The organism is Streptomyces sp. TS71-3, from assembly GCF_018327685.1.
Lineage (GTDB): Bacteria > Actinomycetota > Actinomycetes > Streptomycetales > Streptomycetaceae > Streptomyces.
On record NZ_BNEL01000001.1, the window covers coordinates 4,261,664 to 4,273,734 of the forward strand.

The 12,071-nt window shown below is 74.1% G+C and carries 12 protein-coding genes; 8 read left to right on the forward strand and 4 right to left on the reverse strand.

What is annotated here, in order from left to right; all coding sequences use genetic code 11:
• Positions 1–87: 87 nt before the first annotated feature.
• The 3 genes from Sm713_RS17220 to Sm713_RS17230 all read left to right on the forward strand — a co-directional run bounded on the left by Sm713_RS17220 (position 88) and on the right by Sm713_RS17230 (position 3,234).
• Positions 88–999 carry a Nif3-like dinuclear metal center hexameric protein gene (locus Sm713_RS17220; protein WP_212910485.1) on the forward strand — a complete coding sequence of 304 codons (912 nt, stop codon included), beginning with the start codon at positions 88–90 and terminating at the stop codon, positions 997–999.
• On the forward strand, positions 996–1,739 hold the full coding sequence (locus Sm713_RS17225) for a zinc ribbon domain-containing protein (RefSeq protein WP_212912071.1): 744 nt from the start codon (positions 996–998) through the stop codon (positions 1,737–1,739). Before Sm713_RS17220 ends, Sm713_RS17225 begins: the two co-directional genes overlap by 4 nt.
• Before the next feature lie 85 nt (positions 1,740–1,824).
• On the forward strand, positions 1,825–3,234 hold the full coding sequence (locus Sm713_RS17230; protein WP_212910486.1) for a bifunctional RNase H/acid phosphatase: 1,410 nt from the start codon (positions 1,825–1,827) through the stop codon (positions 3,232–3,234).
• 102 nt (positions 3,235–3,336) lie between these two features.
• Here the strand turns inward: Sm713_RS17230 and Sm713_RS17235 are convergent, their stop codons facing one another.
• On the reverse strand, positions 3,337–3,969 hold the full coding sequence (locus Sm713_RS17235) for a TetR/AcrR family transcriptional regulator (RefSeq protein WP_212910487.1): 633 nt from the start codon (positions 3,967–3,969) through the stop codon (positions 3,337–3,339).
• A gap of 110 nt (positions 3,970–4,079) precedes the next feature.
• Between Sm713_RS17235 and Sm713_RS17240 the strand changes: the two genes are divergently transcribed.
• Positions 4,080–4,988 (forward strand): SDR family oxidoreductase, encoded by a 909-nt coding sequence (locus Sm713_RS17240; RefSeq protein ID WP_212910488.1) that lies wholly within the window; start codon positions 4,080–4,082, stop codon positions 4,986–4,988.
• A gap of 221 nt (positions 4,989–5,209) precedes the next feature.
• Here the strand turns inward: Sm713_RS17240 and Sm713_RS17245 are convergent, their stop codons facing one another.
• Positions 5,210–6,325, reverse strand: a complete 1,116-nt coding sequence (locus Sm713_RS17245; protein WP_249416343.1) for a LacI family DNA-binding transcriptional regulator — start codon at positions 6,323–6,325, stop codon at positions 5,210–5,212.
• A gap of 265 nt (positions 6,326–6,590) precedes the next feature.
• Here Sm713_RS17245 and Sm713_RS17250 point away from each other — a divergent pair, with 265 nt between their 5' ends.
• Positions 6,591–7,163 carry a TetR/AcrR family transcriptional regulator gene (locus tag Sm713_RS17250; protein ID WP_212910489.1) on the forward strand — a complete coding sequence of 191 codons (573 nt, stop codon included), beginning with the start codon at positions 6,591–6,593 and terminating at the stop codon, positions 7,161–7,163.
• Between the two features lie 104 nt (positions 7,164–7,267).
• Positions 7,268–7,909, forward strand: coding sequence for a bifunctional 4-hydroxy-2-oxoglutarate aldolase/2-dehydro-3-deoxy-phosphogluconate aldolase (locus tag Sm713_RS17255; RefSeq protein ID WP_212910490.1), 642 nt, complete (start codon positions 7,268–7,270; stop codon positions 7,907–7,909).
• A gap of 88 nt (positions 7,910–7,997) precedes the next feature.
• Here Sm713_RS17255 and Sm713_RS17260 read toward each other — a convergent pair whose 3' ends face one another.
• Positions 7,998–8,726: a hypothetical protein gene (locus Sm713_RS17260; RefSeq protein ID WP_212910491.1), complete on the reverse strand. Its 729-nt coding sequence runs from the start codon at positions 8,724–8,726 to the stop codon at positions 7,998–8,000.
• Positions 8,727–9,195: 469 nt separating this feature from the next.
• Positions 9,196–9,996 carry a peroxide stress protein YaaA gene (gene yaaA / locus Sm713_RS17265; RefSeq protein ID WP_212910492.1) on the reverse strand — a complete coding sequence of 267 codons (801 nt, stop codon included), beginning with the start codon at positions 9,994–9,996 and terminating at the stop codon, positions 9,196–9,198.
• A 227-nt stretch (positions 9,997–10,223) separates the two neighbouring features.
• On the opposite strand from yaaA, the gene Sm713_RS17270 reads away from it, so the two are divergent.
• The gene (locus tag Sm713_RS17270; RefSeq protein WP_212910493.1) at positions 10,224–10,802 is read left to right on the forward strand and encodes a Uma2 family endonuclease; all 579 of its coding nucleotides are present in this window, start codon (positions 10,224–10,226) and stop codon (positions 10,800–10,802) included.
• Positions 10,803–11,129: 327 nt separating this feature from the next.
• Positions 11,130–12,047: an AraC family transcriptional regulator gene (locus Sm713_RS17275; protein ID WP_212912072.1), complete on the forward strand. Its 918-nt coding sequence runs from the start codon at positions 11,130–11,132 to the stop codon at positions 12,045–12,047.
• Positions 12,048–12,071: the final 24 nt, after the last annotated feature.

Sequence of the window (12,071 nt, forward strand, 5' to 3'; positions counted from 1 at the left end):
GCTCGGGAGCGGGCGCGCGGGCGGCCCCGGAACGCGGGGAACCGCGGACGGTTTGGCCCTCTCCACCGGCCAGGTAGCCTTTCCCCCGTGCCCCGTCTGTCTGAAGTCCTCACCGCCCTCGACACGCTCTGGCCACCGGAGCACGCGGAGAAGTGGGACGCGGTCGGCACGGTCTGCGGCGACCCGGCCGCACGCGTCGAGCGGGTGCTGTTCGCCGTCGACCCCGTGCAGGAGATCGCCGACGAGGCGATCCGGCTCGGCGCCGACCTGCTCGTCACGCACCACCCCCTCTACCTGCGCGGCACGAGCACCGTGTACGCGGGCACGTTCAAGGGCCGTGTCGTGCACACCCTGATCAAGAACGACATCGCCCTGCACGTCGCCCACACCAACGCCGACCACGTCGATCCGGGCGTCTCGGACGCCCTCGCGGGCGCCCTCGGGCTGCGGATCACCGGCCCCCTGGTGCCCGCCCCCACCGACCCGGGCGGGCGCCGCGGCCTCGGCCGGATCTGCGAGCCGGACACCGCGCTGACCGTGCGCGAACTGGCCGCGCTCGCCGCGGAACGGCTGCCCGCCACGGCCCAGGGCATCCGCGTCGCCGGCGACCCGGACGCCCCGGTGCGGTCGGTCGCGGTCTGCGGCGGCTCGGGCGACGGCCTCTTCGACGAGGTACGGGCCGCGGGCGTGGACGCCTACCTCACCGCGGACCTGCGCCACCATCCCGCCTCCGAGGCCCGCGAGCAGGGCCCGCCCGCGCTGCTCGACGCCGCGCACTGGGCCACCGAGTGGCCGTGGTGCCAGGTGGCCGCCGCCCAGCTCGACACGGTCTCCGAGCAGCGGGGCTGGGGTCTGCGCACGCACGTCTCGACCACCGTCACCGATCCCTGGACCGCGCACGCCGCGCAGGCGGGCGCCGCGCCCGGGGAAACCGTCCCTGTCCCCGGCGCGGCCTCTGCCGCCGCCGCTTCCGACGATGCATCTGGAGCCCCCAACTGAAAGCCGAGCCAGCCGACCAGAAGCGACTCCTCGACGTCCAGGCGCTCGACGTGCGCCTCCAGCAACTGGCCCACCGGCGAAGGTCGCTGCCCGAGCTCGAAGAGCTCCAGACGCTGCAGAAGGACCTCGCGCAGGTGCGCGACCTGCTGATCGCGGCGCAGACCGAGGAGAGCGACTGCGCCCGCGAGCAGACCAAGGCCGAGCAGGATGTCGACCAGGTGCGCCAGCGCGCCGTCCGGGACCAGCAGCGGCTGGACTCCGGCGTGGTCACCTCCCCGAAGGACCTGGAGAACCTCCAGCACGAGATCGCCTCGCTCGCCAAGCGGCAGGGCGACCTGGAGGACGTCGTCCTGGACGTCATGGAGCGCCGCGAGTCCGCGCAGGCCAGGGTCGTCGAGCTGACCGACCGCGTCTCCTCGGTGGAGGCCAGGATCGACGAGGCGACCGCCCGCCGCGACAGCGCCCAGCAGGAGCTGGACACCGAGGCCGGCTCCGTCACCAAGGAGCGCGAGGTGGTGGCCGGCTCCGTCCCCGCCGACCTGCTGACCCTCTACGACAAGCTGCGCGAGCAGCAGGGCGGCATCGGCGCGGCCAAGCTGTACCAGCGGCGCTGCGAGGGCTGCCGCCTGGAGCTGAACATCACGGAGATGAACGACGTGCGGGCCGCGGCCCCGGACGCGGTGCTGCGGTGCGAGAACTGCCGCCGCATCCTGGTCCGCACCGCAGAGTCCGGCCTCTGACCCGCCTCACGTCCGCCGCCGGCGACCACCCCCAACGGTGCGGGCCCCGCCCGCACCGGTCGAACTTCAGGCTGGAGTCCTGATCATGCGCGAGTTCATCGTCGAGGCCGACGGCGGTTCCCGGGGCAACCCCGGGCCCGCCGGATACGGTGCCGTGGTCGTGGACGCGGCCACCGGCGACATCCTGACCGAGACCGCCGAGTACATCGGGGTGGCCACCAACAACGTCGCCGAGTACCGGGGGTTGCTCGCCGGGCTCCAGGCCGCCCACGCCATCGACCCCGGAGCGCGGGTGCACGTGCGGATGGACTCGAAACTGGTCGTCGAGCAGATGTCGGGCCGCTGGAAGATCAAGCACCCCGACATGAGGCCGCTCGCGACCCGCGCGGCAGCGGTGTTCCCGGCCGGCCAGGTGAGCTACGAGTGGATGCCGCGGGAGCGGAACAAGCACGCGGACCGGCTGGCCAACGAGGCCATGGACGCGGGCAAGCAGGGAAAGGCGTGGGCCCCCAGGGCCGCGTCGACGCCGTCCCGGGCGGCCAAGCCCCGTGAGGCCGCCCCCGGTGACGCGTCGGCTGGGGCGGCGCGGGCGCGTGCCGCCATCTCGTCGACCCGCACCTCGGCCCGCCGGACCGAACGCCCTTCTGACGGAGGCTCGGCCTCCGGCCGCGCGCCCGGCACCCCGCCCGCAGGTTTGCGCGGCTCGGTGGAGTCCGACCCGATAGCCGAGGCCGCGGTCGGGGCACGGACCACGCCGGGGGCCCCGGCCGCCGCTTCCGACGAGCGCGCCGCACGCAGTGTCGCGGAGGCCGGCCGGGATACCGCCGAACCGGCGGCCACGCCCTCCGTGGGATGGGGGCCCGCGGACCTCGGCGCACCGGCCACCTTCGTGCTGCTGCGGCACGGCGAGACCCACCTGACCCCCCAGAAGCGCTTCTCCGGCAGCACCGGAACCGACCCGTCGCTGTCACCCGTGGGCCGGGAGCAGGCGGAGCGCGCCGCCGCGGCGCTGGCCGCCCGCGGCACCATCCAGGCCATCGTCAGCTCCCCCATGACGCGGTGCCGCGAGACCGCCGCCGCCGTCGCGGCCCGTCTTGACCTGCCGGTCACCGTCGAGGAGGGCCTGCGCGAGACGGACTTCGCCGACTGGGAGGGCCTGACGTTCGCCGAGGTCCGCGAGCGCCACCCCGCCGACCTGGACGCGTGGCTCGCCTCGCCCGCCGCGGCCCCGAGCGGCGGCGGCGAGAGCTTCGAGGCCGTCGCCCTGCGGGTCGCCGCGGCCCGCGACAAGCTGGTCGCCGCCTACGCGGGCCGCACCGTGCTGCTGGTCAGCCACGTCACCCCGGTGAAGACCCTGGTACGGCTCGCCCTCGGCGCCCCGTCCGAGTCGGTGTTCCGCATGGAACTCTCCCCGGCCTCGCTGTCCGCCGTCGCCTACTACACGGACGGAAACGCCAGCATGCGGCTGTTCAACGACACCTCCCACCTGCGCTGAGGGCCGCCGGGCGCGTTCGGGGGTATCGGCCACCGGCCGGCCGCGGGGCGCCGGGCGCGGGCCCTGGCGGCGGGGCGGCCGGTTCGGGCCGCGGCCGGGCGGCTATGCGGGCGCGCGGTCCGCGAGGATCTCCCGCAGCTCCGCCAGTGACCCGCGGAAGAGCCGCAGCAGATCCTGCTCGTCCGTCCCGCCCGCCGGCCGCGCGTCGCCTGCTGTGTCCGCCTCGCCTGACTCGGCGGGCCCGGCGGCGACCCAGCGCGCGTAGGCGACCTTGAAGGCCGCCATTCCCACTTCGGCGGCCAGGCTGGCGGCCGGCTCCGGGGTGCCGCGTTCGCGCAGCGTGGCGGCCATCCCCGAGGCGAAGACGTCCAGCTTGACGAGCTCGCGTTCGCGCAGCTCCGTGCTGGACGAGACGATGGCGTGCCGCTGCCGGACGCGCTCGGGGTCCTCCTGGAAGAAGGCGCCGAAGGACTCCAGCGCCGCACCCACCGCGTCCATCGGGGACGCCGAGGCCGGTGACTCGGCGATGGTGCGCGTGAGCAGGTCCCGGGCCATGTCGGTTCCGTAGAACAGCACTTCGCGCTTGTCGGTGAAGTGCCGGAAGAAGGTCCGCTCGGTCAGCCCCGCCGCCTCGGCGATCTCGGCGACCGTGGTCCGCTCGAAACCCTGCTCCGCGTAGAGCTTCAGGGCCGCCTCCGCCAGCCGGCCTCGCGCGTTCGGCTCCCATCTGCCCATGACGCGATCATACGTGATGACGGTCACTGACATCATCATCCTTTGCTGATGACAGTCCCTGACATCATCGCGCTATGCTGATGGCAGTTCCTGACATCAGGGAGGTTTCCATGCGGATATTCGTCACGGGCGCGTCCGGCTGGGTCGGCTCGGCCGTCGTCCCCGAGCTCATCGGAGCGGGGCACGAGGTCCTGGGGCTGGCCAGGTCGGACGCGTCGGCCGGCACCGTCGCCGCGAGAGGGGCGGAGGTGGTCCGCGGCGGTCTCGACGACCTGGACACCCTGCGCGCCGCCGCGACCGGGAGCGACGGGGTCGTCCACCTCGCGTTCGGCCACGACTTCTCACGGTTCGACGCCTCGGTGCAGGCGGATGCGCGCGCCGTCGAGACCCTCGGCGCGGCGCTGGAGGGCACCGGAAAGCCCCTGGCCGTCGCCTCGGGTACGCCCGCGCTTCCGGGCCGGGTCGCGACCGAGCGCGACCATCCCGAGTACCCGCCGGGCTCTCCCGCGGCGGGGCGGGCCGCGAACGCCCGGGCGACCCTCGACCTCGCGTCGCGCGGCGTCCGCTCGTCCGTCGTGGGGCTGCCACGGACCGTGCACGGCGAAGGGGACAAGGGCTTCGTCGCCTGGCTCGTCGCGGGCGCACGGGAGAAGGGAGTGGCCGGTTACGTCGGCGACGGCTCCAACCGCTGGCCCGCGGTGCACCTGTCGGACGCCGGCCGGCTGTTCCGGCTGGCCGTGGAGCAGGCCCCGGCGGGGTCGATGCTGCACGCGGTCGGCGACGAGGGGGTGCCGATCCGCGACATCGCCGAGGTGGTCGGGCGTCACCTCGGCCTGCCGACGGCCGCCCGCCCCGCCGAGGAGTTCGGCTTCTTGGGCGGGATCCTCTCCCTCGACCAGCCGGCCTCCGCCGCGGTGACCGGTGAGCTGCTGGGCTGGCGCCCGGTCGGCCCCGGTCTCATCGAGGACCTGGACAAGGGGCACTACTTCACGGGTGGCTCCGGGGCCGGTTCTCGCTGATCCGGGTCTCACGGTCCGGTTCCTGCTGATCGGGTTCCAGCTGATCGGCTTCCCGCTGATCAGGACCCGCTGATCTGGACCGCGCTGATCCGGACCCGCTGATCTGGACCGCACTGATCGGGATCCCGCTGTCCGGATCCGCAGGTGGGGGCGTACGCCGCCCGCACCCCACCCCGCCCCGGGCGCCCCGCGGGACTTCTCCCGCGGGGCGCCCGCCTCCGTCAGCCGGCCGCGGGCCCGGTGCCGGCGCCCGGCCCCGTGACCGGCTCCGGGCCCATGTCCGGCCCCGTGTCCTCGCCCGGCCCCATGCCCTCGCCCGGCTCCACAGGCACGCCCCCCACCGGCCCCGTACTCGCCCGTACCGTCAGTTCCGGGGCCAGCAGGCCGATCTCGTCCGCCCGGCGGCCCGCGAGCTTGGCCACCACCAGCTCGACCGCCCGCCGCCCCATCTCCTGCGCGGGGATGGCGACCGAAGTGAGCCGGACCGACGCCTGCACCGCCACCTGCTCGGGGCAGACGGCCACCACCGACACGTCCTCGGGCACCGCGCGGCCCTGCTGCCGCAGCAGCGTCAGCAGGGGTTCGACCGCGTACTCGTTCTGCACGACGAACCCGCTCGTGCCGGGCCGCTCGTCGAAGATCCGGGCGAGGGTGGCCGCCATCGCGGCGTACCCGGCCTCGCACGGCCGGTGCAGCACCCGCACGCCCAGCTCGGCGGCGCGCGCCCGCACCCCCTCCAGGGTCCGCACGGCGAAGCCGGTGTGCCGCTCGTACACCGCCGGCGCCTCGCCGATCACCGCCAGCTCGCGGTGGCCCAGGGCGGCCAGGTGGGTCACGCAGAGCGCGCCGGTGGCGTGGAAGTCGAGGTCCACGCAGGTCAGCCGGTCCGTGTCGGCGGGCAGTCCGATGAGCACGGCGGGCCGGTCGCTCTCCCGCAGCAGCGGCAGCCGCTCGTCCTCCAGCTCCACGTCCATGAGGATCATGGCGTCCGCCAGTGAACTGCCCGAGACCCGCCGCACCGCCTCGGGCCCCTCCTCGCCGGTGAGGAAGAGCACGTCGTAGCCGTGTGCGCGGGCGGTGGTGGCGACCGCGATGGCGATCTCCATCATGACGGGCACGTAGAGGTCGGTGCGGAGGGGGACCATCAGCGCGATGATGTTCGAACGGCTGCTGGCCAGGGCGCGCGCTCCCGCGTTCGGGTGGTAGCCGAGCTTGCGGATGCTCTGCTCCACCCTCGCCCGCGTGGCCGCCGAGATGGACCGTTTGCCGCTGAGGACATAGCTCACCGTGCTCGCCGAGACACCGGCATGCTGAGCGACCTCGGCGAGAGTGACCATGTGCGTCTCCAGTGCAGGCAGGGCGGCGGGACCAACCGAAACGTACCTGCCGGGCGGCCCTCGCCCCCGCTCGGGCCGCCGGAGCCCGGGGCGGGCCCGGCCCGGAGTGCGCGAGTCCGGGGATTTTTGAGCGTGCACCGGGCCGAGGGTGCGGAGCCATCGCGCCGATCGGCACCGTGGCCGTTATGGCCGCCCGGCCGCCCACCTATGGCCGCCGGCCGCCCGCCCCAGGAATGCAACCGCCTGGTTGGTTTACTCTTGTGGGATGGGATACGACTCCGCCGCCACCCGGGCCCGGCTGCTCGACGCCGCCTTCGACGAGTTCGTCCGCGTCGGGCTGGCCGGAGCGCGGGTGGACCGCATCGCCGCCTCCGCCTCCGCGAACAAGCAGGCCATCTACGCCTACTTCGGCTCCAAGGACGCGCTGTTCGACGCCGTGCTCGCCGACCGGCTGACGGTTCTCGCCGACATGGTGCCCTTCACCCCCGCGGACCTGCCCGGCTACACCGGGGCCCTGCTCGACGCGCTGACCGCCGACACCGGACTGCTGCGCCTCACGCAGTGGAAGGCGCTGGAACGCCCCGGCGCCTCGCAGCTGGAGCGCGAAGCGCACGTCGTCAAGGCCACCGCGATCGCGGAGGTCCACGGCGTCGGCGTCGAGGCCGGGATGGACATCCTGATGCTCGTCGTCGCGGCCGCCCAGGCCTGGGCCACCACGGCGCCGGAGATCCGCAACCCGGACGGTGCCGACGAGGCCGCCCGGCTCGCCCGGCACCGGGCGGCCATGACCGCGGCCGTCCAGGCAGGCGTCGACGCCGCGTTGCCCGCGACCACTTGACGTCGGCCCCGGCGGGCGCGCCGGAGCGAGGGCGCCGTGCCCTCGCATTGCGTGAACTGCAACGGTCTTTGCAGACCGTGTGCGATCAGGGGCAGGATGGCTCCATGACTTCTCTGCCGCCCTCCGTGCTCGACCTCGCCCCCGTCATCCCGGTCGTCGTCGTGGACCGCGCCGACGACGCCGTGCCGCTGGCGAGGGCGCTGGTCGAGGGCGGGCTCACGGCGATCGAGGTGACGCTGCGCACCCCGGTCGCGCTCCAGGCGATCCGGACGATCGCCGAGGAGGTGCCGGAGGCGGTGGTCGGCGCGGGCACGGTGGTCTCGCCCCGGCACGCGGAGGACGCGGTGGCGGCCGGAGCGCGCTTCCTGGTCAGCCCCGGCGCCACGCCCGCGCTGCTGGACGCGATGGAGGCGTCCGGCGCGCCGTTCCTGCCGGGGGTCTCGACGGCCTCCGAGGTGATGGCGCTGCTGGACCGCGAGGTGCGGGACATGAAGTTCTTCCCGGCCGAGGCCGCCGGCGGCGCGCCCTTCCTGAAGTCCCTGGCGGGACCGCTGCCGGCGGCCCGGTTCTGCCCGACCGGCGGCGTCACGCACGCCTCGGCGCCCGAGTACCTCGCCCTGCCGAACGTCCGCTGCGTGGGCGGCTCCTGGATGCTGCCCAAGGACGCCGTGGCCGCCGGGGACTGGCAGCGGGTCACCTCCCTCTCCCGGGACGCGGCGGCGCTGACGGCCGAGGGCACCGGCTGAGAGCAGGCGACGGCGGGACCGGGGCGAGCGGCCGGGGTGCCCCGGCTCCGACGCGCCGCCCGGCCCCGCCGGGGCCGGTGGTGCCCGGTCAGCGCGAGGAGACGCTGTACCTGTTCGTGGTGAAGTCCATGCCGCCGGGCGACGAGGTGATCTCGTAGCCGAACTGCACGTCGCCGATCGTCTCGCCCCGCCACCAGCCCTGCTGCTCGATCCACTTCAGGATCGGCAGGATGTCGACCGTGCCGGACGCCGAGTCCGAGGTGCGCAGGAACGAGAAGACCTGGTTGGAGCCGTTGTCGCCCTTGTAGACCGCCCATTGGCTGCCGCCCAGCGACACCGTAGCCTGCTGGCTGCCGATCGGGCCCACGGCACCGTTGTAGTTGACCCAGAGCATCACCTCGTAGTCGTAGTCGGTGTCCCAGATGTCGTACGAGGTGTTGTACGCGCCGCCGGACGGCACCGTCACGTTGTAGCTGCTGGTGAGCGAGGCGAGCGAGGACAGCGGCTTGTCGACGACCTTCTTGGCGTTCGGGTACGCCTTGACGCCGCCGGTCGCCGGGTGGTTCGCCGTCACTCCCCAGGTGCTTGAGGAGTCGGCCCAGATCGTCTGGCTGCCCGCTCCGGAGCCCCAGATGTCGTTGTAGAGGGTGTAGCCGTCGGGGCTCGTCCAGGTGCCCCACTGGTCGGACGAGGTCCAGGCGTGCGCGGCGGGCGCGGGCGCCGGGGCGGCCTGGACGGGAGCGATGGAGAGGCCGAACAAGGCGGTCCCCGCGACGGCGGGGGCGAGTAAGAACCTGCTCAGCGTGCGACGTTCCATGGTTGTCCCTTCCATGGTGTGGGGGATGGCGCCGCACCCCGTCCATGGCCGCGGTGGGGTGCGGAGGTGCTGGCCGTACGGGTCCGAGCGCTGATCGGCGCGCCGGGGAGGCGCGCATGGGGCACTGGCGCGGTTCCGGCACCGGGCGGCTCACCCGGCGTACCGGGCTCGGTTTTCGATGCGCTTCGACGGTGCGGATGAGCTTCGACGGTGCCGCTGCGGTGCGGGTGTGGTTCGGGTGCGGTGCGGCCTGGCGTGTGCGTACGTGCGCGAGCGTGCGTGCCCCGGCGTGCGGAGTGCGTCTCCGTGGCCGCGTGAAGCCGTTCGACTCGATCCCTCGATCGAAGCGCTTCGAAAGCCGCGGACGAGGGTAGAGGACGGTGCGTGCGCGCACAAGGGAGGGCGGCCGAGGGGGAGCCGGGCGGTCGGGGCTCCGTCCGGCCGGTCAGCCGGTGAACGGATCAGCGGGTCAGTGGATCTCCGTCACCACCACGTCCAGGGCCCATGGCCGGCCCGGCCCGCCGGTCGTGGCCACCTCCACGGTGAAACCGAGGTCCCGCAGCGTCCCGGCGAGATCGGCCGGGGTCCTGGGCGCGGCGCCCGAGGAGAGCAGGCTCCGCACCAGCCGGCCCTTCGTGGCCTTGTTGAAGTGGCTGACCACGGAGCGCCGCTCCACCCCGTCCACGATCTCGGACTGGAGCACCCGCACCGTCGCCGTGCGCTCCGCCACCTGCCCCTTCGGTCGCCAGGCCGCCGCGTAGGCCGACGACCGCAGGTCGAGCACCAGCCCGCTGTCCGCGGCCTCGGGCAGCACCTCGGCCATGACCGGCCGCCAGTACGTCCCGAGCGCACCGAGCCCCGGCAGCCTGACGTTCATCGCGCACCGGTAGGGCGGGATCCGGTCGGTCACCCGGACCGCGCCCCACAGCCCGGAGAAGACCAGCAGCGACCGTGTCGCCCGCCGCTTCGCCGCCGCGTCCAGGGACGCCAGGTCCAGCGCGTCGTAGAGGACGCCGGTGTACAGGGCGCCCGCGGGCCGGGTGCCCGCGGTCCGCAGCTCGGCGTTCTTGGCCACCTCGCCCCGCTGCCCCTCGCTCAGCCCGAGCACCTCCCGGGCCTTCTCGCCGTCTCCCGCGCAGAGCGCCACCAGCGCGTCGAGCACCGCGGCCCGCGCACCCGCCAGTCCCGGCAACGACAGCCCGTCCACCTTCACGGGCGCCCCCCGCCCGGCGGAGGCCTTGCCTTCGGACGGCGGCAACAGCACGAGCACGATCAGGTCTCCTCGTCGGTCCAGGGGGCGGTCCAGGTGCGGATGGGGGCATGGCCCGGGGCCAGCGTACGGGGTGGCGGGGGCCGGTCGGGTTCCCTGCCGCCACACGTCGGAAGGCGGGCACAGGCACCCCGCCCTGTGACACGATCGAGGTAAGACCCCTCGATCCGGTGGACGGTTGATCATCGATGCCCGAGTCTGGCGAGCGACCAAGGGAGGAGCGCGACATGACGGCCATGCCGCACGAACCGCTCACGGAAGCGGAGGTCCTTTTGGACGGCTTCCTGGCGCTCGACACGCCAGAAGGCTTCCGGGCCGAACTGATCGAGGGGGACATCGTTGTGACGCCGCCGCCGGACGGGGATCACGAGGACTACATCGGCCTGATCGCCGACGAGGTGAGCAGGAGGTCCCGGACCCGTATGCAATTCGCCGGGAACAAGGGGCTGAAACTCCCGAGCGGGACGGCCAAACCAATTGCTCACGTCATCCCGGACGCGACCTTTGCCCCGCGTGACATGCGACTCTTCCGAGGGGCCGAAGCGTGGATGCCGCCCAATGGGGTCGCCCTGGTGCTTGAGGTCACCTCGGCCAAGCCACAGCGTGACAGGGAGGACAAGCGTCGTTGCTATGCCCGCGGTGAAATCCCGCTCTACCTCCTGGTGGACCGCGAAGCGGCCTCCCTGACGCTCTTCAGCGAGCCAGAGGGCGACGATTACCGCCAGCTCTGCACCGTCCCGTTCGGGAAGGCACTGCCGCTCCCCGAGCCCTTCGGCTTCGAGTTGGAGACCACGGACTTCCTCTGACCGTTCGCTCCTTCACCCGCACCCCCGCGCCGCGCCTCCCGATCACCCGTGACGAACGCTACCGCACGCGCCGCCAGGAACCCGGCCACCAGTAATCCGCCGCCACGGGCATGACAGACCCCCGTCCGGCGTTGCACCCTCGCAAGGACGAACGAGCGAGGTGGGGGAGTGGGCAGAGCCGGGGAGGCAGAGCGCCGGGTGCCGGGCGAGAGCGTCCGGCAGGGGGCGCCCGAGAGCGGACCGCGCGCGCAGGGCGAGTGGACGCCGCAGGCGAGCGTCCCCGGCGTACCGCGCCAGGGACGCCGAAAGGCGCCGCGGGAGCTCGCCGTGTGGAGCAGGGCCGACCTCGGTGGCGACCAGCGCCTCGACCTGCTGACCGCGCGCTTCGACCAGCACCGCTACGCGCCGCACAGCCACGCCGAGTTCGCCGTCGGGGTCTGCGTCGGGGGCAGCGAGATCATCGACTACCGCGGCGGGAAGCTGCACGTCGGCCCGGGCACGGTCGTGGTGCTCGGACCGGGCGAGGCGCACACCGGAGGCCCCGGAGCCGGCGCCGGGTACGCCTACCGGGCCATGTATCCGGCGCTCCCGCTGCTCGCCGAGGGCACCCGGGACCTCCCGCACTTCCGTGAACCCGTCCTCGACGACCCCGAACTGGCGGCGGCGCTGAGCACGGCCCACATCGAGCTGAGCGGCGGCGCCGGGACGGGAAGCATCTGGCGGACGGAGCCGGGCCACCCCCGGCTCGGTGGCGGCCGGCCGGACGGGGCACCCGCCGGCCACGCGGCCACCCCCGTGGCCCTCCACACGGCCGCCCGTCCCGACCCCCTGGAGGCCGAGTGCCGGGTGCCGTGGCTGCTGACGGTGCTGGCACGGCGGCACGGCAGCGCGCGCCCGGTGGACGACGTGGTGCCCGGCGCGCGCCGTATCGCCCTCGCCGTCCGGGACCGGCTCGCCGAAGAACTCCTCGCGCCCCCCTCGCTCGCGGAGCTCGCCGCCCTCTTCGGCCTCTCCCGCTACCAGGTGCTGCGCGCCTTCCGCGACACCCTGGGCATGCCGCCGTACGCCTGGCTCGCCCAGCACCGGGTCGCGCGCGCCCGGACGCTGCTGGACGCCGGGCACCGTCCCGCCGAGGCCGCCGGCCTGGTCGGGTTCGCCGACCAGGCCCACCTGACCCGCTGGTTCCGGCGCGTCATGGGCGTGACGCCGGCGGCCTACCGCGCGGCCGTCGTCGCCGCGCGGTAGACCCCGCACCGCGCGGTGGACCCA

Excerpts from the sequence above, each read along its gene's own strand:
- Sm713_RS17230 (WP_212910486.1), top strand. The coding sequence starts at position 1,825 with ATGCGCGAGTTCATCGTCGAGGCCGACGGCGGTTCCCGGGGCAACCCC.
- Sm713_RS17260 (WP_212910491.1), bottom strand. The coding sequence starts at position 8,726 with ATGGAACGTCGCACGCTGAGCAGGTTCTTACTCGCCCCCGCCGTCGCG.
- Sm713_RS17240 (WP_212910488.1), top strand. The coding sequence starts at position 4,080 with ATGCGGATATTCGTCACGGGCGCGTCCGGCTGGGTCGGCTCGGCCGTC.
- Sm713_RS17235 (WP_212910487.1), bottom strand. The coding sequence starts at position 3,969 with ATGGGCAGATGGGAGCCGAACGCGCGAGGCCGGCTGGCGGAGGCGGCC.
- Sm713_RS17250 (WP_212910489.1), top strand. The coding sequence starts at position 6,591 with ATGGGATACGACTCCGCCGCCACCCGGGCCCGGCTGCTCGACGCCGCC.
- Sm713_RS17255 (WP_212910490.1), top strand. The coding sequence starts at position 7,268 with ATGACTTCTCTGCCGCCCTCCGTGCTCGACCTCGCCCCCGTCATCCCG.
- Sm713_RS17270 (WP_212910493.1), top strand. The coding sequence starts at position 10,224 with ATGACGGCCATGCCGCACGAACCGCTCACGGAAGCGGAGGTCCTTTTG.
- Sm713_RS17245 (WP_249416343.1), bottom strand. The coding sequence starts at position 6,325 with ATGGTCACTCTCGCCGAGGTCGCTCAGCATGCCGGTGTCTCGGCGAGC.